The 22,290-nt window shown below is 34.8% G+C and carries 25 protein-coding genes, 1 pseudogene and 1 riboswitch; of the genes and pseudogenes, 7 read left to right on the top strand and 19 right to left on the bottom strand.

Features of this window, described 5'->3' with window-relative positions:
* Positions 1–86 precede the first annotated feature (86 nt).
* The 3 genes from malD to AC0NJG_RS06515 all read right to left on the bottom strand — a co-directional run bounded on the left by malD (position 87) and on the right by AC0NJG_RS06515 (position 3,555).
* Positions 87–929 carry a maltosaccharide ABC transporter permease MalD gene (gene malD / locus AC0NJG_RS06525; RefSeq protein WP_087954427.1) on the bottom strand — a complete coding sequence of 281 codons (843 nt, stop codon included), beginning with the start codon at positions 927–929 and terminating at the stop codon, positions 87–89.
* Positions 930–2,231: a maltosaccharide ABC transporter permease MalC gene (malC, locus tag AC0NJG_RS06520; protein ID WP_001194989.1), complete on the bottom strand. Its 1,302-nt coding sequence runs from the start codon at positions 2,229–2,231 to the stop codon at positions 930–932. It lies immediately after the preceding gene.
* 64 nt (positions 2,232–2,295) lie between these two features.
* The gene (locus AC0NJG_RS06515; RefSeq protein WP_087954426.1) at positions 2,296–3,555 is read right to left on the bottom strand and encodes an extracellular solute-binding protein; all 1,260 of its coding nucleotides are present in this window, start codon (positions 3,553–3,555) and stop codon (positions 2,296–2,298) included.
* A gap of 324 nt (positions 3,556–3,879) precedes the next feature.
* On the opposite strand from AC0NJG_RS06515, the gene AC0NJG_RS06510 reads away from it, so the two are divergent.
* The gene (locus tag AC0NJG_RS06510; protein WP_087954425.1) at positions 3,880–5,640 is read left to right on the top strand and encodes an alpha-glycosidase; all 1,761 of its coding nucleotides are present in this window, start codon (positions 3,880–3,882) and stop codon (positions 5,638–5,640) included.
* A gap of 39 nt (positions 5,641–5,679) precedes the next feature.
* On the opposite strand, the gene malL is transcribed toward AC0NJG_RS06510, so the two are convergent.
* Positions 5,680–7,356 (bottom strand): oligo-1,6-glucosidase, encoded by a 1,677-nt coding sequence (gene malL / locus AC0NJG_RS06505; RefSeq protein WP_474062934.1) that lies wholly within the window; start codon positions 7,354–7,356, stop codon positions 5,680–5,682.
* A gap of 261 nt (positions 7,357–7,617) precedes the next feature.
* Here malL and AC0NJG_RS06500 point away from each other — a divergent pair, with 261 nt between their 5' ends.
* On the top strand, positions 7,618–8,718 hold the full coding sequence (locus tag AC0NJG_RS06500; RefSeq protein ID WP_474062933.1) for an ABC transporter ATP-binding protein: 1,101 nt from the start codon (positions 7,618–7,620) through the stop codon (positions 8,716–8,718).
* A gap of 55 nt (positions 8,719–8,773) precedes the next feature.
* On the opposite strand, the gene AC0NJG_RS06495 is transcribed toward AC0NJG_RS06500, so the two are convergent.
* The 3 genes from AC0NJG_RS06495 to AC0NJG_RS06485 all read right to left on the bottom strand — a co-directional run bounded on the left by AC0NJG_RS06495 (position 8,774) and on the right by AC0NJG_RS06485 (position 10,078).
* Positions 8,774–9,283 carry an SDR family NAD(P)-dependent oxidoreductase gene (locus AC0NJG_RS06495; RefSeq protein ID WP_000218416.1) on the bottom strand — a complete coding sequence of 170 codons (510 nt, stop codon included), beginning with the start codon at positions 9,281–9,283 and terminating at the stop codon, positions 8,774–8,776.
* A 64-nt stretch (positions 9,284–9,347) separates the two neighbouring features.
* Complete coding sequence (locus AC0NJG_RS06490; protein WP_087954423.1) at positions 9,348–9,446, bottom strand: flagellar motor protein; 99 nt, start codon at positions 9,444–9,446, stop codon at positions 9,348–9,350.
* 176 nt (positions 9,447–9,622) lie between these two features.
* Positions 9,623–10,078: an RDD family protein gene (locus AC0NJG_RS06485; RefSeq protein WP_048550602.1), complete on the bottom strand. Its 456-nt coding sequence runs from the start codon at positions 10,076–10,078 to the stop codon at positions 9,623–9,625.
* A gap of 132 nt (positions 10,079–10,210) precedes the next feature.
* Here AC0NJG_RS06485 and AC0NJG_RS06480 point away from each other — a divergent pair, with 132 nt between their 5' ends.
* The gene (locus AC0NJG_RS06480; RefSeq protein WP_048550603.1) at positions 10,211–10,642 is read left to right on the top strand and encodes a DUF3997 domain-containing protein; all 432 of its coding nucleotides are present in this window, start codon (positions 10,211–10,213) and stop codon (positions 10,640–10,642) included.
* A gap of 46 nt (positions 10,643–10,688) precedes the next feature.
* Here the strand turns inward: AC0NJG_RS06480 and AC0NJG_RS06475 are convergent, their stop codons facing one another.
* Positions 10,689–11,453 carry a hypothetical protein gene (locus AC0NJG_RS06475; RefSeq protein WP_087954422.1) on the bottom strand — a complete coding sequence of 255 codons (765 nt, stop codon included), beginning with the start codon at positions 11,451–11,453 and terminating at the stop codon, positions 10,689–10,691.
* Positions 11,454–11,489: 36 nt separating this feature from the next.
* A complete protein-coding gene (locus AC0NJG_RS06470) occupies positions 11,490–12,218 on the bottom strand; it encodes a DUF4184 family protein (RefSeq protein WP_087954421.1) in 729 nt (242 codons plus the stop codon).
* Between the two features lie 148 nt (positions 12,219–12,366).
* Between AC0NJG_RS06470 and AC0NJG_RS06465 the strand changes: the two genes are divergently transcribed.
* Together AC0NJG_RS06465 and AC0NJG_RS06460 are read left to right on the top strand one after the other, a co-directional pair.
* The gene (locus tag AC0NJG_RS06465; RefSeq protein ID WP_087954926.1) at positions 12,367–12,636 is read left to right on the top strand and encodes a hypothetical protein; all 270 of its coding nucleotides are present in this window, start codon (positions 12,367–12,369) and stop codon (positions 12,634–12,636) included.
* Positions 12,637–12,646: 10 nt separating this feature from the next.
* Positions 12,647–13,399 (top strand): AAA family ATPase, encoded by a 753-nt coding sequence (locus AC0NJG_RS06460; protein WP_474062932.1) that lies wholly within the window; start codon positions 12,647–12,649, stop codon positions 13,397–13,399.
* Positions 13,400–13,429: 30 nt separating this feature from the next.
* On the opposite strand, the gene AC0NJG_RS06455 is transcribed toward AC0NJG_RS06460, so the two are convergent.
* The 3 genes from AC0NJG_RS06455 to AC0NJG_RS06445 form a co-directional block, all read right to left on the bottom strand.
* On the bottom strand, positions 13,430–14,605 hold the full coding sequence (locus tag AC0NJG_RS06455) for an acetyl-CoA C-acetyltransferase (RefSeq protein ID WP_087954419.1): 1,176 nt from the start codon (positions 14,603–14,605) through the stop codon (positions 13,430–13,432).
* 139 nt (positions 14,606–14,744) lie between these two features.
* Positions 14,745–15,194, bottom strand: a complete 450-nt coding sequence (locus AC0NJG_RS06450; RefSeq protein WP_474062931.1) for an NUDIX hydrolase — start codon at positions 15,192–15,194, stop codon at positions 14,745–14,747.
* A gap of 108 nt (positions 15,195–15,302) precedes the next feature.
* Positions 15,303–15,596, bottom strand: a complete 294-nt coding sequence (locus AC0NJG_RS06445) for a DUF3928 family protein (RefSeq protein ID WP_087954417.1) — start codon at positions 15,594–15,596, stop codon at positions 15,303–15,305.
* Positions 15,597–15,769: 173 nt separating this feature from the next.
* On the opposite strand from AC0NJG_RS06445, the gene AC0NJG_RS06440 reads away from it, so the two are divergent.
* Positions 15,770–16,387: an ImmA/IrrE family metallo-endopeptidase gene (locus tag AC0NJG_RS06440; protein ID WP_087954416.1), complete on the top strand. Its 618-nt coding sequence runs from the start codon at positions 15,770–15,772 to the stop codon at positions 16,385–16,387.
* Between the two features lie 15 nt (positions 16,388–16,402).
* On the opposite strand, the pseudogene AC0NJG_RS06435 reads toward AC0NJG_RS06440, so the two are convergent.
* The 4 genes and pseudogenes from AC0NJG_RS06435 to AC0NJG_RS06420 form a co-directional block, all read right to left on the bottom strand.
* Positions 16,403–16,579 (bottom strand): annotated as a pseudogene (locus tag AC0NJG_RS06435) (DNA-binding protein); the annotation flags it as partial.
* A gap of 89 nt (positions 16,580–16,668) precedes the next feature.
* Positions 16,669–17,430, bottom strand: a complete 762-nt coding sequence (locus AC0NJG_RS06430; RefSeq protein ID WP_087954415.1) for a DUF1129 domain-containing protein — start codon at positions 17,428–17,430, stop codon at positions 16,669–16,671.
* 16 nt (positions 17,431–17,446) lie between these two features.
* Positions 17,447–18,211, bottom strand: a complete 765-nt coding sequence (locus AC0NJG_RS06425) for a DUF1129 domain-containing protein (protein ID WP_308900363.1) — start codon at positions 18,209–18,211, stop codon at positions 17,447–17,449.
* Entirely contained in the window at positions 18,211–18,543 is a 333-nt protein-coding gene (locus tag AC0NJG_RS06420; protein WP_087954413.1) for a PadR family transcriptional regulator, read from the bottom strand. The genes AC0NJG_RS06425 and AC0NJG_RS06420 overlap by 1 nt, the downstream gene beginning before the upstream one ends.
* 195 nt (positions 18,544–18,738) lie before the next feature.
* Between AC0NJG_RS06420 and AC0NJG_RS06415 the strand changes: the two genes are divergently transcribed.
* Positions 18,739–19,515: a 3-hydroxybutyrate dehydrogenase gene (locus tag AC0NJG_RS06415; protein ID WP_087954412.1), complete on the top strand. Its 777-nt coding sequence runs from the start codon at positions 18,739–18,741 to the stop codon at positions 19,513–19,515.
* A 29-nt stretch (positions 19,516–19,544) separates the two neighbouring features.
* On the opposite strand, the gene AC0NJG_RS06410 is transcribed toward AC0NJG_RS06415, so the two are convergent.
* From AC0NJG_RS06410 to mtnK, 3 genes are all read right to left on the bottom strand, one after another.
* Positions 19,545–19,706: a YvrJ family protein gene (locus AC0NJG_RS06410; protein ID WP_087954411.1), complete on the bottom strand. Its 162-nt coding sequence runs from the start codon at positions 19,704–19,706 to the stop codon at positions 19,545–19,547.
* 75 nt (positions 19,707–19,781) lie between these two features.
* Positions 19,782–20,837 carry an S-methyl-5-thioribose-1-phosphate isomerase gene (gene mtnA / locus AC0NJG_RS06405; protein WP_087954410.1) on the bottom strand — a complete coding sequence of 352 codons (1,056 nt, stop codon included), beginning with the start codon at positions 20,835–20,837 and terminating at the stop codon, positions 19,782–19,784.
* Positions 20,834–22,015, bottom strand: a complete 1,182-nt coding sequence (gene mtnK / locus AC0NJG_RS06400) for an S-methyl-5-thioribose kinase (protein ID WP_474062930.1) — start codon at positions 22,013–22,015, stop codon at positions 20,834–20,836. The genes mtnA and mtnK overlap by 4 nt, the downstream gene beginning before the upstream one ends.
* A 91-nt stretch (positions 22,016–22,106) precedes the next feature.
* Positions 22,107–22,248, bottom strand: a riboswitch (SAM riboswitch).
* Between the last annotated feature and the right edge of the window lie 42 nt (positions 22,249–22,290).

The raw sequence follows: 22,290 nt of genomic DNA, 5'->3' as shown, positions 1-22,290 counted from the left end.
ATATGGGATGTCAAATCTCTTTTCATCTCCCTATAAACTTATTTATAGGGAGATGAAAAGAAAAATGGGACATAATGTCCCATTTTTCATCCTTTCGTACCTCCAGCAGTTAAACCAGAGATAAAGTATTTTTGTAGTGATAGGAATAAAATTGAAATTGGGATTGCAATCAATACTGAACCCGCTGCGAACGTTGTAAATTCATTTCCAAATTTCTTCGCCACCATTTCATATAATCCAACTGCTAACGTATAATTTTCTGGTGTGCGCAAAATAATACTCGCTAAAATGAAATCTGTAAATGGACCGATGAAAGTGAATAACGCTACAACCGCTACGATTGGTTTTGCAAGTGGCATAATGATTTGCCAAAAAATACGGAAATGTCCTGCTCCATCCATACGAGCTGACTCATCCAATTCTTTCGGGATCGTATCAAAATACCCTTTCATAAGCCATGTATTCATTGGAATTGCCCCGCCTACATAAATTAAAATTAATGCAAGGTGCGTATCAATTAATCCTGTTAACTGCGCTAATACGTATAAAGCGATTAACGCTGCAAAGTTTGGAATCATTTGCAAAATTAAAAATGTTAGTAAACCATTTTTTCTTCCAACAAAACGGTATCTCGAAAATGCATAAGCAGTAAAACTAATTGCTAACACTGAGAAAACCATCGTTAAAACACTTACTTTTAATGTGTTTTTATACCATAGTAAATAATTACTATTCTCTAAGTCTAATAACTTACGATAATGATCTAGCGTTGCATTTTGCGGAATAATACTTGATCCAGATAAACTATCACCCGGATTAAACGATGAGCCAATAATCCATAATAATGGATAGAAAATGATGGCACACATTACGAAAATAACGAGATAACTTAATGAGAGACGTAACATCTTTTGTCTTTTAATATTCATTTACATCATATCCTCTTCTTGGAATGATTTTGTTCTCTTAAATTGCCATAACGCAACTGTAATAACGATTAACGATAAGATCATTGTAAGAGCTGCTGCTTTTCCGTACTGCGCGGAAGTCATCGTTAACTTATAAATCCATGAAATTAAAATATCTGTTCCACCTGCGTCTTGTCCAGCTACAGCAGGACCTCCGCCGTTAAATAGATAGATGATACTAAAGTTATTAAAGTTAAACGTATATTGCGTAATTAATATTGGTGCTGTTGCATATAGAACAAGTGGCAATGTAATTTTACGAAACTGTTGCCAAGCTGTAGCTCCATCTACTGTAGCCGCTTCGTATAATTCTCCTGGAATCGATTGCAGTATACCTGTTGTCATTGCAAAGACGAACGGGAATCCAAGCCACGTTTGAATCATAATTAAAGCAATCTTCGCCCAAAATGGATCTGTCATCCAAGCAATCTTTTCAATTCCGAATAAAGCTAGTACTTGATTGTTAATTGCTCCAAATGTTTCATTAAACATACCAGAGAAAACAAGAATAGATACGAATGCTGGGACCGCCCACGGTAAAATGAAGATTGTTCGAATAATCGCCTTCCCTTTAATACCAGGCTGATTTACGATAATTGCTAAGAAAATACCAAGCGCAACTTGTAATGTCGTTGCAACGAATGTCCAAATGACAGTCCAAGAAAATACACTTAAAAATGTCTCTCTCCACATCGGTAATGTAAAGATATCAATAAAGTTTTTAAACCCTACCCAATCTACTAATTTAGCTGGAGGAGAATGATATAAATCATAGTTCGTAAATCCAATTAAAATTACGAAAATGATTGGAAAGACAACGACAAAGATAAGTAATAGAAACCCTGGTGAAACCATTAAATATGGAAAACCTTGATCTAGTAAATTACGGTATTGCTCTTTTACAGAGTTTAAAGGTGTTCCTATATCCCGTTTCTTCCCGTTTTGGTATGCATCATATAAATTAAATGCATATATTCCAAGTCCAAACACGATGACGATGAGTGCCAAGATTCCCTCTACTAATAGAAAGACAGAATGGTCACGTGGAACTTCTGTACCAAGCGTTACAATTCCCCATAATCCCATATTTAATAAATCAGCAAAGGCTACAATAAATGAACCTGTTAAGACTAGAAAAATAAGACCTTTTACAAATTGCTTGTTATACATTTGGCCCACGCCTGGAATGATAGATAACATGGTTGCCATTTTCCTATGTTTTGAACCGTTTAAACCGTTTGCTGGTTCCATAGATGTTTGCATGTTCCTTCCCCCTTTTTTCTGGGAGAGAATTCGTGCCCCTTATATGAGAGGCACGAATTTCACCTTATTTTTTCTTACTATGATTTGCCTCAATATTACCTTTAATTTGCTTCACTGCATTGTCAAGTGCTGCTTTTGGTGCCTCTTTTTCCGTAACAACTAATTGAAGTGCATCTCCAGCTGGTTTCCATACTTCTTGCATTTCTGGAATGTTCGGCATTGGAATTCCATTTTCAGATTGTGTTGCAACTGCTTTTGCAGCTTCGTTGTCTTTAATGATTGGATCTTCCATTACTGCTTTTACTGGAGGAATTTCTTTCGTTTTCTCAAATCGAATTTTTGCGTTCTCTTCATTTGTTACCCATTCAGTGAACTTTGTAGCTAAATCATTTTGTTTAGAGAAACTTGTTACATGCCATCCTTTAACACCAACAAATGTTTTCATTGGTTGACCGTTTGGTAATTTTGGCATTGGAGCAACGCCATAATCAATTCCGTTCTTTTCCATTGCTTGGAACGCCCATGGACCGTTCATGATAGATGCTGCTTTTCCTTCGTTAAATAGTCCATCAGCAGCAGGTCCACCAGATTCACCGATAATACCTTTCGGGAATAACTTTTCTTTGTACCATTTTTGAAGATATTCAGCACCTTGTACTGCTCCGCTATTATTTAATCCAACATCACTTGCATTTGGCTTTCCATCTTTTTCACCAAACACATAACCACCCATACCTGCCATGAATGCATTAGCAAAGTAGAAGTTATCTCCTAGCGTTAAGAACCCGTATTTGCCATCTTTCGTAAATTCTTTTGAGAAGTTAAACAGCTCGTCCATCGTTTCTGGTGCTTTTGGCATTAATTTTTTATTGTAAATAAAGATTGGTGTCTCAATTGCTTTTGGTAAACCGTATAATTTTCCGTTATATGTCTGTGCTTCTATTGATGAATCAGTAAATTTACTCTTTACAGCATCGTCAGCTTTCACTTCAGAAAGTAAACCTTCTGTTACTGCATTTCCGATTTGATCATGTGGCAATGTTACAACATCTGGTCCCGTCCCCGCTGGTCCATCAAGGCGTAACTTCTTCACTTGATCTGTCATTTGCATTTCAACAACTTTTACTTTTACTTTATATTTTTCCTCAAAGCTTTTCACTGCTGGTTCTAAACCAACACCTTTTTTATCATCTTCCCAAACGAGTAGATCATAATCTTTCTTTGCTTTACTTTCTTCTTTTTTCCCTGAATCTTTCGGTCCACATGCAGATAACATACCAATTGATAATGCTGAAACCGTTAATAATGATAATGCTTTCTTCATCCCAAAAACCTCCCTGAATTGTATATGTACCCTACTAATTGAAAACGTTTGCATTGAATGGTTTAATAGAAGCGCAAACAATATCTCAATCTATGAAAACGTTTGCGCTATTTGTCTATCATTATACATTCTTTTATTCATTTTGCAAATATTAATTTTAAAAATATTATTACTATACTCTTTGTACATTGACTTTATACGAAATGAATACTACTCTTATAAGCAATATTAAAGCTATGCAAAAGGCAATCGTTTGCAACATATGCTTTATTATGATACTTAAGGGAACAATATGCATAGAGATAGTAAAGGGGGATTTTTTATATGCTTAAAGACGCCATCTATCATAGGCCAAAAGATAATTACGCATACGCTTACGATGAAAAAACGATTCATATCCGAATACGTACGAAAAAAGACGATGTTCAAAGCACCAATCTTATTTATGGTGATCCTTATGAATGGACAGACGGGAAGTGGATTTCTTTAAGTGCACCGATGAAAAAAACTGGTTCTACTGCATTATTTGATTATTGGTCCATTTCCATCGAGCCGAAATTTAAGCGCTTACGTTATGGCTTTGAATTAAAAGCAGAGACAGAAACGCTTATTTATGCAGAACGCGGATTTTTTTCCAGCATTCCAAATGATGACGTTGGTAACTTTTTTTGTTTTCCATTTATTCATGCAAATGATGTATTCAAAGCACCTTCCTGGATTAAAGATACTGTTTGGTATCAAATTTTCCCAGAACGGTTCGCTAATGGAGATCATACGTTGAATCCAGAAAACACCCTTCCTTGGGGAAGCGCTGAACCAACTCCAACTAATTTTTTCGGCGGAGATTTTGCTGGTATTATGCAAAAACTCGATTACCTTGTTAAGCTTGGAATTTCGGGAATATATTTCACACCTATTTTCAAAGCACATTCAAACCATAAATATGACACAATTGACTACATGGAAATCGATCCGCAATTTGGCACAAAAGAAACATTCAAAGAACTCGTTGAGGCATGTCATACACATGGTATAAAAGTAATGCTCGATGCCGTATTCAATCACAGTGGATACTTTTTCGATAAATTTCAAGACGTACTAGAAAATGGTGAACAGTCAGCATATAAAGAATGGTTTCATATTCATGAGTTCCCTATTAGAACTGAGCCACTTCCGAATTATGATACTTTCGCGTTTACACCGTATATGCCAAAATTAAACACTGCACACCCGGATGTAAAAGAATACTTACTTGAAGTAGGGCGTTATTGGGTAAAAGAATTCAATATAGACGGGTGGCGCCTTGATGTAGCAAATGAAGTCGATCATAGCTTTTGGAGAGAATTCCGAAGCGAGATAAAAGCATTAAATCCTGAAGTATATATTTTAGGAGAAATTTGGCACGATGCACTTCCATGGTTACAAGGAGATCAATTTGATGCTGTAATGAGCTATCCTGTCACAAATGCTCTACTATCTTACTTTGCCAACGATTCCATTAAAGCAAATGAATTTATGAAACAAATTACAGAATCTCTCCATTCCTACTCTATGAATGTAAATGAAGCAGCATTTCATTTATTAGACAGTCATGATACACCAAGAATATTGACAACATGTAACGGAGATAAAAATAAGTTACAGTTACTTTATGTATTCCATCTTTCTTTCATCGGCTCTCCTTGTATTTATTATGGAGACGAGATTGGCATGGACGGTGGTATGGATCCAGCTTGTCGCAAATGTATGATTTGGGATACGAAAGAACAAGATCATCTATTACTTACACATGTACAAACATTAATTTCATTACGAAAGCAATATAAAGCATTTGGAGGACATGGTACTTTCCAATTTATCGAAGCAAATGATGAACATAATTATATTTCTTATACGAAAACATACGAAGATGAAACGATCTTTTTCGTTTTAAATCCGACTAATAGTGACATTACAGCTTCACTCCCTCTCCATGTTACTGGAAAGAAAATCATTAACATTTATACAAACGAAGAATTTTCAGCGGAAGCAAGTGTATTACAAATTACACTTCCTCCATATGGATTCTCCATATTAAAATGGTAGTAAAAAAATCCTTATACCAAAACGGTATAAGGATTTTTCTTATTTCAATTTGAATACTATTGCTTCATACGGACGTAATGGTATGTTTTCTATAGGTCCATTCTCTACGTCGTAATTGTGTATGAGTAACTCTACTTCACTATAACTAACGTCCTCAGGCAATTCAAATATACATTCTTCCGCAGCAAAGTTTGCAATAACAAGAAGTTTTTCATCTCCATATGTTCTTACGTATGCAAAAATAGATGGATTATTCTCCAATATTAAATCATATGATCCATACACAACTATTTCATTATTTTTGCGTAACTCAATTAATTTTTTATAATAATAAAAAATTGAATCTTTATTTTGGATCGCTTGTTTCACATTAATTTCTTTGTAATTAGGGTTTACCGTAATCCAAGGTTCACCTGTTGTAAATCCAGCGTGATTCTGATCATCCCACTGCATCGGAGTTCTAGCATTATCACGACCCTTTATATAAATAGATTCCATTACTTTTTCTATATCTTCACCACGGTCTATCACTTTTTCTTTATACATATTTAACGTTTCAATATCTCGATATTCATCAATCGACTCAAATCGGACGTTTGTCATTCCAATTTCTTCTCCTTGATAAATATACGGTGTTCCTTTCATCATATGAAGCACCGTCGCTAACATTTTCGCAGATTCAATGCGATACATTCCATCATTACCAAAACGAGATACAACGCGAGGCTGATCATGGTTATTCCAATACAGACTATTCCAGCCTGTATGTTCTAATGCTTTTTGCCACTTCGTTAAATTCTCTTTTAAAGTAAAGAGTGAACATGGTTTTACATCCCATTTTCCGCCTTCTCCTGAGTCTAAATCCATATGTTCAAATTGGAATACCATCTGCAGTTCTTTTCGTTCTTCCCCGGTATACAATTTCGCTTCTTCTGTCGTTACACCAGGCATTTCACCAACCGTCATAATATCATAATGAGACAATACTTCTTCATTCATTTCATGTAAATATTTATGAATGTTTGGACCGTTCATAAAATGCTTATGACCTGAAACATACCCCTCTTCTTCTGTTTCAACAGCTGGTAATCCCTCTTCTTTAGAAATAAAATTAATAACATCCATACGGAAGCCATCAATTCCTTTTTCTAACCAAAACTTCATCATTTCATAAACATCTTGCCTTACCTTTTCATTATCCCAATTTAAATCTGGCTGTTTTTTAGAAAACAAATGTAAATAATATTCATCTGTCATTTCATCATACTGCCATGCTGATCCACTAAACGCTGCTCCCCAGTTATTCGGGTCTTTTCCTTCTTTTCCAGGGCGCCATATATAGTAATCTCTATATTTATTATCTTTTGATTTACGTGATTCAATAAACCAATTATGTTCATCAGAAGTATGATTAACAACTAAGTCCATCATAAGTTTCATATTACGTTCATGCATTTCATGTAATAGCTCATCCCAATCTTCCATTGTTCCGAACTCATTCATAATTTTACAATAATCACTTATATCATAACCATTATCATCATTTGGAGATTCATAGACTGGTGATAACCAAATTACATCAATCCCTAATTCTTTTAAGTAATCTAACTTTGAAATAATACCGCGAAGATCCCCGATACCATCACCGTTGCTATCCATAAAGCTACGAGGATAAATTTGATATACTACACTTTCTTTCCACCACTGTTTTTCCATTATGCTACCCCATTTCATTCATAATTCGATTTTCTCTTTTCAAGGCGCAAACGTTTTCATTAATGAATGATAACAGATTCTATCTTAATTTAAAATAGCGCTTACAACTTTTATTCTTATTTTTCTAAGAAAACATACGAAATTTACTAATATTCTTCTAATTTATGAAAACGTTTTATTTTTTTGTTTATTTTTTGAATCTATTCGTTTATAATGAACTCAAAGAAAACGTTTGCATAATTATTTCTAGGGGGAAATACCATGGCAGAACTGAAATTAGAACACATTTATAAAATATATGATAATAACGTAACAGCTGTAACAGACTTCAATTTACACATTCAAGATAAAGAATTTATCGTATTTGTCGGTCCTTCTGGATGCGGAAAATCTACAACATTACGAATGGTGGCTGGACTTGAAGACATTTCAAAAGGAGAGTTTTCAATTGATGGTAAGCTAATGAATGATGTCCCTCCAAAAGATCGCGATATCGCAATGGTCTTCCAAAACTATGCTCTATATCCACATATGAGTGTATATGATAATATGGCATTTGGATTAAAACTTAGAAAAATACCAAAAGATGAAATTGATCGTCGTGTGAAAGATGCAGCAAAAATTTTAGGACTGGAACAATATTTAGATAGAAAACCGAAAGCTTTATCCGGTGGACAACGTCAACGTGTTGCGTTAGGGAGAGCAATCGTTCGAGACGCGAAAGTGTTCTTAATGGACGAGCCTTTATCTAACTTGGACGCTAAATTACGTGTTGCAATGCGCTCAGAAATTTCTAAGTTACACCACCGCCTTGGAACGACAACAATTTATGTAACACATGATCAAACTGAAGCGATGACAATGGCTTCTCGTCTTGTTGTTATGAAAGACGGAAAAATTCAACAAATTGGTACTCCAAAAGAAGTATATGAAACACCTGAAAATATTTTTGTTGGTGGATTTATCGGCTCTCCAGCGATGAATTTCTTCCGTGGTAAATTAACTGAAACCGATTTCGTTATAGACAATGCTGTAAAAATTAAAGTAACTGAGGGAAAAATGAAGATATTACGTGAACAAGGCTATGTAAATAAGGATATTGTTTTAGGTATTCGTCCTGAGGACATTCATGATGAACTATTATTTTTAGAAGCTTCACAATCTACTGCCTTCACAACAAAAATTGAAGTTGCTGAGTTATTAGGTGCTGAATCTATTTTATATATGAAACTTGGAAATCAAGATTTTGCAGCACGTGTTGATGCAAGACATACATTTTCACCCGGTGACCAAATTAAACTAGCATTTGATATGAATAAAGCGCATTTCTTTGATAGTCAAACCGAACAACGCATTCGTTAAAAAATAATTTTCATACAAAAAAACCGTCCACATATATTGAGGGCGGTTTTCACTATTATACGAGGGCTTCTACTGTATGAAATGATTGTCCTTTCGTGCCAATAATACCGAAAATTGGTAAGTCACTCAGCACCACTTCTTCTTGCTGTTTCATAAAAGATGACGTTAATTGTTTTATCTCTATCCATACGTCATTAATACAAAGTACATTGGAATCGTTCTCTTGTTGGCGTGAAAATATAGAATCTATTTTATATAAACCAGCATTTTGAAAAAGCATATCAATGCGACTGAATGCATTCAAAGTAATGCTGATTACGCGCTGCCAATCTCCTTGTTTTTCCATATCATAGGATACAAAAAGTGCTTCTCCGCCTAGATTCGTAATTTCCTCCACTGTTGCTTGTCCACTTTCTTGATCGATATCCGTCACAATTACTTTTGCGCCTTGTTTAGCCAACAAAAGAGCTGTATTACGTCCAATACCGATGCCACCGCCAGTTACGATGGCAACTTTTCCTGCAAGCTTCATTTTCATTACCCCTTCTATAAGTCTTACCGTCATTCAGTATACCCCTTTATGAGATTAGTCTGCAAGCAAGAAAAGTTGCTTATTCATTTGTAAGCGATTACTTTTTTACTTCTTCTTTTTTCTTACTATTACGCTGATCGAACACTAAACCGATGAAAATTAAAATCCCCCAAAAGATTACGCTACCTCCAGTCATTTCAATTTCCTCCTTATTATATAAACATATTATTTTAATCATTATAACATTTTCTTAATTTTCAATCTATTTAACCCAAAAATGATATAGATTAACTTTTTCCTTGTGATATATCCATTAAAATATATTTGCATAACAAAAAAGAGACCTTTTTATATAAAAAGGTCTCTTTTTTGTTATACAAGACTTATCACTTTCGTTTTTGTAATTAAATCCTGAAAACCACAATTATCTTTGCGGAATAACATCATATATACGTTACACAACACCGGAATTCCAAGTAGTAATATGTTCGGTAATAACAATACAAAAAATCGAATCGTTAATGTTTGTAACGTTAACTTTTCACTCTTCAATGAAATTAATTTTATTCTCGTTACCTTTTTACCAAGTGTTACACCGTTCCAAATAAAGGGTAGCAAAATAAAATATATCGCCATTAATATAAAAACTACTGCAAGATCATATCTATAATCGCCAAAACTAATATTAAAGCGATTAAAAATAGCACTATAATTTCCAGTCATAACAGCTACTACTGCACCATACATAACCGAGATTAAAAACATGTCAATTAGGGAGGCACCTATGCGATTCATTACAAGCGCTGGACGATGCATCTTTAACTTCATTTTTATGTCGACTCCTTCATATCCTTCTTTACCCGTCTCATCGTACCACTTCTAAAAAACATTGTAAACTAGCGTTTCTCTTACTTTTCTTGTACAATGTGTTACAACAGCATTGTAAAGGAGGTTCCCATATTGAAAAAATGGATAATCCTATTCGTCGCATTCCTATTAGCCGGTTGTTCTGGAAATACAAATCATATAACATATACGATTAACGATGAATACGAGCTCATACGTACTTCTGGAAATGCATTTGAACTTTTCCCCACGCAAGATGCTGTATACGCCACACAATACATTCCTGCAAAAATTACAGACATAGCCTGGGATGATAAATACATTATTGCAAAACAAACTGAGGAAAAGTCAGATCCGAATAATCCTGACGGGGCAATTGCAAATAAAAAAAGCGAGCATTATTGGATTATTGACGTAAAGCATAATAAACGTTTTGGCCCCTATAATGAAAAGCAATTTGATGAACAAAAAGATGCGTTTAAAATTAAGGTGCCTTTTCAAAGTGTAGATTCATACATAGAAGAACGGAAAAAACAGTCAGCATAATAGTTTGAGCGCTGACTGTTTTTTCTTACATATATTTAAAAACAACTTACTCAGAAAGTGAGATGTTAAAAGTTTGTGGCTCTTTTACAACATCTTGCGTTTCTGTATCTGCTGCGATTACATTATCTGTTGTAAATTTAATATCCTTTACCTTTTCTTTTCCATCATCAAGTATTAGGCCGATAATACCATCTCTTGTTTCACCAGGCTTATAGTCTTCCCTTGATACATTTTTTGTACCAACGAGCGTATCTTCATCATATAAAAAGTTTTGCGTTGCTACTTTAAAATGTTGTTTATCATTAATCGCAACATCATTCATAGAGAAAAATTGTATATTTTTATTCCCGCTATTTTCCACCTTATATGTAATTTCAACGTAACGAATCGTATCACTAATCTCTGTACCACTTAGCGATGCATATAACTCCGCATCTTCTTGACTGACTTTATCTCCTAATCTACGCTTTACTTCTTCAGGAGTTAATGCCGTATATACTTTTAATGTATTTTTTGCGTCTTTACTCATCTGCGATAAAGAGATTACTTTCACATCTTGTACGTGAATTTTCATTGGTGCTACTTCAAATGTTTGATTTACTGAATGAATCTGTTCTAACTTAAAAGTACCCCAGCCAGTTTCTTTCACTTTTTGTCCTACTTTTTTCAGCTCACGCCCACCATATTCTTTTGTTTCAGGAATAGATTCTTTCTTCTTCGGTTCAACTTTCTTTTCTTCTTGATGGAAGCAACCACTTAACATAAGAAGAAAACTACATAAAACAAAAATACTTTTCCATGCTTTCATCATATAATTTCTCCTAACACTATCATTCATTAATATTAATTAGTCCTTTGCTTTGTAAACTATGGAAACAATGAGAAGTCCACAAAACGAACTTGTTAGTCCAGATACTATTATACCTCCTATTTGGAAAATATGAAAATAGGGATCTACGAACGTGTGAACGACAAATATAAGAACTGCCACAATGATTGCCGAAATCCAATACTTCCTTTTTTCTGAAGCTATCATCATATCTTTTCCTGTTTCATCTTTATACTTCCATAGTACGTACAATAGTAATAATAAACCGACACATGTACTCCCATGCTGCATATATTTATACACTGGAATACTATATAATTCTCTTTGTAAAAATGGTATTTTCATAACGAAGTAGCCTGTATGATGAGTAAATGCATCCCAAACGACATGCGTGAGCATACCAAATAAAGCGGAATAGCAAAATACAAAGAAATCTTTCCATGTATGAAGCCCCCACCTCTCATCTACCGCATAAATATAGTAGCCAGCAAATGGTTTAGGTAAATGCGTTATAAACGGCTTTTTTAAAATGTAATGATACATATATGCGAGCAGAAATACAAGTGGTAAATTTAAATATAAGAACCCAAGCCATGTATGGCCAATAATACCATACGGTCTAAAGTGTAAAAAATATTCAAAATCAGGCGCCATACTCCCTAATATAAGAGCCGTTACTGAAATAGATTTGGACTGTTTTTTCATAAAAGGAAGAACTGCTGCTGGATGTGCAAATGTAAACGGCATGTTTTGGCTCCTTTTTAGAATTACAATAGATTACATACTATCATAACGATATGAATAATATCCATGCAATATTTATTTTCACATTGGAATATGATAGTTTAAATGATATAATCCACATGAAATATTCAGAAAATAAGGAGGGGTTCACGTGTCATTAACACTTGTCTTTTTTCTTGTTCTGTTTACCTTGTTTTTAAGTACATACATTGGATTTTTTCTATGGAATCATTTAAAAATTATAAAATACACGCCCACTTTCGTTGGCTTTATGAGCGTTCTTTTCATTTTTATATGGAAGAGGATAACTTTCGGTTGGGAAGGTCTCGGTTTTGGCGCACTTCAGTATACAATTTTCGCTACAAGCTGTCTTACACTTGTATTTGCTGCCTTTTTAGAATCAAAATCTGTTATGAATTGAGGTTTCTATATTGATTGACGTACCCTTTTTAAAAAATGTCACATTAAAAAAAGAAAATATCCCTAGTTTTTCCGTATATCCTTACTGTCTACCCGCTATCCGAACATTACAATCACTAGCTTTCCACCCAAATGTAACATTCATTATTGGAGAAAACGGGACGGGTAAATCAACATTACTCGAAGCGATTGCAATTGCTTTAGGATTTAATGCAGAAGGTGGAACGAAAAACTTCCACTTTAGCACAAACAATTCACATTCATCTTTACATGAATACCTTCGAATTTCCAAAAGTTTCAATACACCAAACGACGGTTTCTTTCTTCGCGCTGAATCGTTTTATAACGTTGCTTCTTATATTGATGAAATGGATGCCGATTCATACGCACGTGGAAATCCAATTATTGACTCATATGGTGGTACCTCACTACACGAACAATCACATGGTGAGTCATTCTTCTCCTTATTTATAAATCGTTTTTCAGGACAAGGTTTATACATTTTAGATGAGCCCGAGGCCGCCCTATCACCAATGAGACAACTTTCTATGCTCATTCGAATGCACGAACTAGCGGAACAAGGTTCACAATTTGTTATCGCGACGCATTCTCCTATTTTAATGGCTTATCCTGAATCCACTATATACTCTTTAACACAAGAAGGGATTCACGAATCCACATTAGAAGAAACTGAGCATTACCAAACGACGAAACTTTTCTTTGAAAATCGCGATCGATTATTTCATCATTTATTTGATTCTTAAAAAAAAGAAGCAGCGATTGCTGCTTCTTTTTTATAGTGCTTCTATAAATAATGCTACCCCAATACCGCCGCCGACGCATAGAGAGGCAATTCCTTTTTCTAACCCACGTCTTTTCAATTCATGAATTAAACTTACAGTAATACGAGCTCCTGTGCAACCAATTGGATGTCCAAGTCCTACACCACTACCGTTTACATTCACTTTTTCACGATCTAAACCTAATTCTTTCTCTACAGCTAAGTATTGCGCAGCGAAAGCTTCATTAATTTCCAGTAAATCTGCATCTTCTAATGACCAATCTACTTTTTCTAATCCTTTACGAATTGCTGGTGCTGGTCCAATACCCATAATTTTCGGATCCACTCCAGCTACTGAATACCCAACAATTCTAGCTAACGGTTGTAAGCCTTTTTCTTTCGCTTTTTCTTCGCTCATTAATACTAGAACCGCACTTCCGTCATTCAGGCCAGATGCATTCCCTGCAGTTACTGATCCGCCTTTACGGAAAGCTGGTTTTAATCCAGCTAATTTTTCTGCTGTAATATCAGCACGTGGATGTTCATCCTTCGAAAATACTACTTCTTTTCTACGTTCTTTTATCGTAATAGGAACAATTTGATCGTCAAAGTATCCAGACTGGATTGCCTTCAGTGCCAATGTATGACTGCGAAGCGCAACTTCATCTTGTTCCTCTCTTGTAATTTCATATTGTTCAACTAAATTTTCCGCTGTTTCCCCCATCATAATATGATGAATCGGATCTTCTAACACTTCCCACACCGTATCACGAATTTCTCCGTGTTGTAGGCGTTGTCCCCAGCGGTGTTGTTTCAATGCATAAGGGCTTGAACTCATTGCTTCTACTCCACCTGCAACGACAACTTCACTTACACCTAATTGAATTTGCATTGCAGCCGACATAATTGCTTGCATACCTGAAGAACATTGGCGTTGGATTGTATAGCCCGTAACTGTGTCAGGAAATCCTGCCGCTAATGCAGCTGTTCTCGCCGTATTTGCTTCATCAGTTCTTTGAATACAATGGCCTAAAATCACTTCATCAACTTCGTGTGGTTCTACCCCGCCCCGTTTTACAGCTTCCTGAAGTACAGGAACAGCTAATTCTACTGGCGTTACATTTTTTAGCGCTCCCCCAAAAGTTCCAATTGGCGAACGAACTGCAGCTGTAATAACAACATTATGCATTTTGCACTTGCCCCTCTCTTATGTACCCTAGTCAGTTTTTAGGTGAAATTCCATAAGATGTATGTCTACACTTATCATACTATAAACATACTAAAAAATCAAAATATTTAATATAATAAAAATAGAAGGAATTAACCTTCTATTCTGTTAATGCGTATAGGAATTTTTGTAAAATCTTCTCTGTTGTTTTATTCAAATTCGGTAACTTATCTACCGGAAAATATTGAAGCTGTAATCCTTCATGGTCAAGCCTTAATTCTCCACTCACATGATGCCCCTGATACAGATGTATGACATTAAAAATTTCATCTCCATTTGGATATTGGAAGTACACTTCTTTTCCCGAAAGAACCCCGATAAATTGCATAATTTTCGCATTTAGTCCCGTCTCTTCAAACAGTTCTCTGCGAGCAGTTTCTTCTGTCGTTTCTCCTAGCTCCATCGCCCCGCCAGGTACACCCCAATCAAATGTATCTGAACGATATTGAAGCAATACTTCTTGATTATCATTTAAGATAATAATTGCTGATCCTACTAGAATAAGCGGCCTTGTACCAACGACTTTGCGTAACTCTTCAATATACCCCAATATGTAAACTCTCCTTTCCTCACCCTTCCTTATCATAACAAAATTTTTCTCCTTTTGTTGATGTAATTTTAAAGAAAAAAAGGAAGCTTTCGCCTCCTTTTTTCACCTTTATTTCTTAAAACTTTCATATTTTACAGCTTCAAAAGCTTCTTCAATTTCATCATTACGATAATGGACATATGTAAAACGCCCTAGTTCTACTAATCTTGCTATTTCTTGTAACGCTTTCTGTTGCTCATATGTTCCCTCAAGCTTAATATGTACATAAAATTTCATTAATGGATGTTCATATAAAGGTTCTCCCACCTCTACATATACATCTTCCACCCCTTGAACAACTCTTACATAACTTGCAAATTGATAAAGAGCTTCTCTGTCTGAAACGATTTTTAATGTATACATATATTCTCCCCCTTTTCTTTACTATATCAAAAAGATGATCACACTACGTTATAGAACTATGAAATTTTTTCGACTTGTCATCTATATATTCAATAAAGAAGGCGTTTATCCATACATGACATCTTTTCCCCACATATATTATAGGAAGAACTTTTTCAGTTGAGGTGTTCCTTATGGATCCATACGTCAATATATGTATTTGCATTACTCCAGGCGCCGATATTTCTGATGACCGTATCGCAAAGGATTTAGCGGTTGCAGAGTCAATTTGGCACCCGATTACATTTCAAATTCAAGAAGTAATTATTTTAAATGAAATTTTCCGTTTTTCTGACCGTGAAATTAGTTATAAAAATTCTATTCAAAGTCAGGAAAAATTAGCATCCTTTTTCCAAACTTGTGTAAATGAAGCTCCTGCATGCGACCTTTACATTTGTTATATTGGCAGTGATTATTTCAAAGAAACAGCAGTAATTGCCTGCGCTTACTCTTTAGCAAAACAGCAACAACTTACAGGGTATATCGTTTTAACAAACTCGGCTGCTCCTATGAAAAATATATATACGCTCGCTCACGAAATCGGTCATATTTTATTTACAAGACGTGTTCACGGAAAACTTACTCACGCAGATCCTCATTCTCCAATTGGCTCGGAGCATCATCCTTCCCCAACAAATCTTATGTACCCGATAGTCCCGCGCCCTGAAAATGTTCCTATTCATTCTCTATTAACGAACGAACAAAAAGCACTCTCTTTACAAAGCTCTTTATTGCAAAGAAAAAAACAGTAACAATTTTGTTACTGTTTAAAATAATATATTCCAATCAACAAACCAAATTCCGGCTGCAACGGATGCAAATATACAACTAAACATAAATACAATTACTCTAAAAATCTCTATATGATATTTCTTTGGAAATAATTTTTGGCATATCCAGAGCAGCCCTTTACCTATTAAACCGAAGGATAAAACATAACCTGAAAATTGCTAAACCTAAAAATACAATAGACAATATACCTTAAAATATACTTTGCATATTTGTTCTCCTCTTAATAAAAATTAGCATTCAACTAGTTTACACTTTTTCTCTCTTCAATTTTTAAAGACCATCTCATTAATCCATATAAACTTCCGTACAGAAGTAAAGGCTCTAACATTCCCAAATACGGGTTTTGCTTCCCTAATTCTTTAAATACAAACATAATAAATAGCGGGAAAATAACAGCTAATATCCCAATCCAGCCAAGTATGTACGCTTCCCCAATTAACAGTACTAACAAGATAACTCCAGCTAGTATATAACTTTGTATAGTCGTTAATTGTAATACAGGCGTCCCATACCATTTATTCATAAACATTAATAATACTAGTAATAAAATTGGTAGCAATGCTGCTACATAAATAATGCTAAATTCTTTTACTTTGCTCTTAAATGATGACATTTTAAAAGCAAATATAATTCCTACAATCGTAATCATTAATACAATTGGGTATCCAATTAATTGTACATTCGTTAATGTGAATTCATGATTTGGGCTTTCAAATAAAATATTTGTAAGTAACCAATATCCCCCTATTCCAATTATCATTCCTAAAATAGTCTTTATACTCCCGCCTTTATCCTTTTCCATCTCCTTCGCTAATTCTTCCGCATACTCTTTTGGCGAATCACCAAATATATCACTTACCGTTTTTCCTTCTTTCTCACCTTCAATTAAATGAATCTCTGCATCTTCTAAAAAAGCATCCACATCTTCTTCTTTCATTCCTTTCGTTATTAAATACACTTTCGTATCAATTAAAAACTTTTCTCCTTCTTTCGAAATCTTCATGATAATCCCTCCCTTATTAAACCGTCTCTCTTCTATTCGTCTTCATCATAATTTCAAGGAAAATTAAAATAAACAAACTTCCGTATAAACATATAATTTGAAATAACATTGGAACAAGGTCTTCTGATGTAAATGTTTTAAACAGTAACATAATCGAAAGTGGAATAATTAAATATAAGTTTTTAAACCATCCATCAAAATATATATTGATCGCTACTGTAATGATGAAAACACCACCAGCTAATATATAACTTTGCAACTCGGTGAATGTAAATATTTTTGTAGGATATATCACATCTAATACCGTAACAACCCCCATTAAAAACATTGGCGCGATCATAACTAAAAACCACATAGAAAACCACGTTTTTGTAAAACTTGTTACAAAGGTCATTTTGCGCAGTAAAAAATTAGGACCTATAACAACTAAAATCAATGACAAACTATACCCCACGCACTGAATAAGTGACATCTGTAATAATCCGTTATTCACTATTAGGACAGAAGCAATAATCCAAAACGATACGATATTCATTACTGTAAAACCAATTTGCTTCCACGTTTCTTGTCTATCTCTTTCCATCACTTTTACAAGTTCATTTGCATATTCTTTCGGTGAGCTTCCGAAAATTTCTTCTACGCTTTTCCCATCAATCTCACCTTCTATTAAATGAAGTTCTGCGTCTTCAATAAAGCTTTCCATATCGGTTTCTTTCACACTCTTTGCAGTCAAAAACAATCTCATATCTAATAAAAATTTTCGTGCTTCATTTGATAGCATTATTTTCTTCTCCCCTTCCCTTCAAGTAGACGTTCCACACTACTTTGCATCGCTTCCCAGCGATCCATAAATTCATCCAGTGCATCTTCGCCATTTTCTGTTAACGTGTAATACTTCCGTTTTGGACCAGATGAGGATTCCTTCATTACACTTGTTATAAATCCTTCCTTTTGCATTCTTATTAATAACGGATAAATACTTCCCTCACTCGCCATTGTAAAGCCATACTTTGCTAGCTTCTCACTCATTTCATAACCGTATATTTCACCTTCAGAAATAATAGCAAGTAAGCATCCTTCTAAAATTCCTTTTAGCATTTGACTTGTCGACATAATTCAAATCCTCCCACTATCTTGTTTTACAAGATAGATAAGCATTAGTATCTTGCTTTACAAAATAGTATAGCAGAGACTATTTTGCAAAACAAGATAGCTAACAATATTTTCCCAAATCTTTGCAGGATTTTTATTATCCACTATCTAAATAGAGCAATATGAGAACTTTATTACGAAGGGATGTTTTTCATCATGGTTACAAATCGAGTTGTTTTTTTAACAGGTGCTGCAAGTGGTATTGGTTATGAAATGGGAAACGCTTTTGCAAAAGAAGGTGCAAAAGTTGTTATTACCGATCGTCTTGAAGAACGTGCAAAAGAAGCTGCCAGCCAACTACAAAAAGAAGGCTATCAGGTTATCGGTTTAAAATGTGATGTTACATCTGAAGAAGAAATAGAAGCATCCATTTCCCAAACTGTTAATCATTTCGGTTCATTAGACATATTAATTAATAACGCAGGAATGCAGCACGTTTCACCAATTGAAGATTTTCCAACCGAAAAGTTTGAACTACTTATTAAAATTATGCAAATCGCTCCTTTTATCGCAATTAAGCATGCCTTTCCGATTATGAAAAAACAAAAATATGGTCGTATTATTAATGTTGCTTCGATTAACGGACTTGTTGGATTCGCCGGAAAATCTGCCTATAATAGCGCGAAACATGGCGTAATTGGATTAACAAAAGTTGCCGCTTTAGAAGGGGCTACTCACGGAATTACTGTAAATGCCCTTTGTCCTGGTTATGTCGATACACCTCTCGTACGTAACCAACTACAAGACTTAGCTACTACACGAAATGTACCACTTAAAAATGTTTTAGAGGATGTCATTTATCCACTCGTACCACAAAAGCGCTTATTACAAGTACAAGAAATCGCTGATTATGTGATGTTTTTGGCGAGCGAAAAAACTAAAGGAATAACTGGACAAGCCGTTGTTATCGATGGGGGTTATACTGCTCAATAAAAATAAAGTTTGCTCACGAAGAGCAAACTTTATTTTTTATCTCGAGGATCATTATACTGTAGTAATTGCCGCGGCAACTTTTCTATTGCAACAATGACCCCATCTAATTTACTTTCAATCCGATGGAGCAAATATAATGTTACAACAATTGGAAACCCTACATTGCCTATCATCTTGATCCACTCTTCCATCTTTTTCGCCTCCTTTCATTATATAAATAAGAGAAAAGAAAACATTTAGGCATAAAAAAACAAGCTATTATTGTATTAGCTTGTTTTTTCAAACAGTGATGCAATTTCTCGCTTATAATCTCCACGTATAATACCTTTCTCTGTAATAATACCTGTAATTAATTCATTCGACGTTACGTCAAATGCAGGGTTAAAAACATCAGTTCCAATTGGTGCCACTTGTTTCCCAAAAATTTTCGTAACTTCTGTTTCGTCTCTTTCTTCAATAACAATTTCAGCCCCTGTTTGTTTCGTAATATCAAATGTAGATAACGGAGCTGCAACGTAGAACGGGATACCGAAGTACTTTGCTAATATAGCTAAATTCATTGTTCCGATTTTATTTGCTGTATCTCCATTTGCGACAATTCGGTCCGCTCCTACAATAATTGCGTTGATTTCTTTCGTTTGAATAGCATGAGCTGCCGTATTATCTGTAATAAGTGTTACATCAATATTTGCCTGTTTTAATTCCCAGGTCGTTAAGCGACCGCCTTGTAAAACTGGTCTCGTTTCACATGCATATGCATGTAAATGTACACCTTTTTCTTTCCCAATATAAAACGGTGCTAATGCAGTACCATATCTAGCAGTTGCGATACTGCCAGCGTTACAAATTGTTAAAACGTTATCACCATCTTGAAAACATGTTAATGCATGTTCTCCAATACTCCTGCATACTGCTTCATCCTCTTGCTGAATAAGAAGCGCTTCTTCTTCTAATATTTTTTGCGCTTCTTTTATTGTAGTAATTTCTCGAATGGATTCTCTCATACGATCGATTGCCCAAAATAAATTGACTGCTGTCGGGCGTGATGTTCCTAAATAATTACAATCTCTATTAAACTTCTTTTGAAATTCTTCAATATGTACAGTATCATATTTTTTTGATGCAAGCGCCAAGCCAAATGCAGCTACAATCCCAATTGCCGGTGCTCCTCGTACTTCTAGCATGACAATACTTTTCCATACCTCTTCAATTGTCGTTAATGTTTTGTATTCTGTGCTATGCGGTAACTTTGTTTGATTTAATACTGCAATAGCATTCCCTTTCCAACTGACAGACCTCGGAATTGTAACAATTGTACTCATGCTTTTACCCCTCCAGAAACTGTCTGTTGGAATAATGATCGGAACAGTTGAATATCAGCGTTTTTAGATTCATATTTTATTAGTTCTTTACCTAAGGATAACGCTTGTTTCTTAGCTTGAATTCTTGTTTCTTTATTTGTTATTTCATCTAAATCAGCTACATGCGCTAGGCCAATTGTTCTACGGATAAGCTCACATCCAGCAAATCCAACAGCATCAATAAAGATATTTTGCAAAATAATTGGTAACCATTGTTTTTCTTTCGTATATGCTTCTACACCTTCTCCAATCCATAACTTCGTAAAAGTTTCTACAAAATAACTCCATGTCTTCTCTATATGGAAAAATAGTACACTTCTCTGTTCTTCTTCTCTAGATAAAGCATTTAATAATAAATTTGCAATAAATTGACCGATGTCAAACCCAAATGGGCCATATGTCGCAAATTCTGGATCAATCACTTTCGTTTCAGAAGGTGATGAAAAAATACTACCTGTATGTAAATCACCATGAATAAGAGTTTCTTTTCTTGTTAAGAACTTATATTTATATTGCGCTACTTTTAGTTTTAAAGTTTTATCACTCCAAAGTTCATCAACAGCCAATTGTAACTCCGGCTCATAATCATTCGTATCGTAATGTCCAAACGGATCTGTAAACACTAAATCTTCTGTAATTTTGCAGAGGTCTGGATTTACAAATGTACCTTCTAGTACCCTTTTCTCTTCTGACTGTAAACCAAAATCTGAAGTGTAAAATAAAACATTTGCTAGAAAACGACCGATATGCTGGGATAAAAGTGGATATTCTTCTCCGTCTATTAATCCTTTTCTTGTAATTGTTAGTCTTGATAAGTCTTCTATTACCGTTATCGCTAACTCTTCATCATGACTGTACACTACTGGAACATAATCCGGTACATACTTCGCAAAAATTTTCAGTGCCTTACTTTCAATTGTCGCTCTTTTTATAGATAACGGCCAGCTTTCACCAACTACTTTCGCATACGGCAGTGCCTGTTTTATTATAATAGACTTCTCTCCATCATCTAATTTGAACACGTAATTTAAATTTCCATCTCCAATTTCATGACAAACTACATTTTCTTTCTTTTCAAAATAACCGTGTTCTTTCGCATATTGTATAGCTGTTGTTTCAGTTAATGCATAATATCCCATCGTCTTCTCCCCCTTTTTTATATTCAGAGGTTTTTCTGACGTAGAAAAACCTCTTTCCACTAAGAAAGAGGTTTGAAGTTTATCTTCTCCCCTCTTATCTGCCAGAAAGTTTTACTTTCTGCTGGAATTAGCACCGTGCCTTTTGGCGTCATAAACGCCCCATTTCACAATGGTATTACGGTCGGTTGCTGGGCTTCATCGGGCCAAATCCCTCCACCTGCTCTTGATAAGAGTTGTATAATTTTTTAGAATTTTTAACTTTATGTTGAAGACTA

The sequence above is a fragment of the Bacillus sp. SSR7 genome, from assembly GCF_055902415.1.
This window is presented reverse-complemented; position numbering and strand designations above follow the sequence as displayed.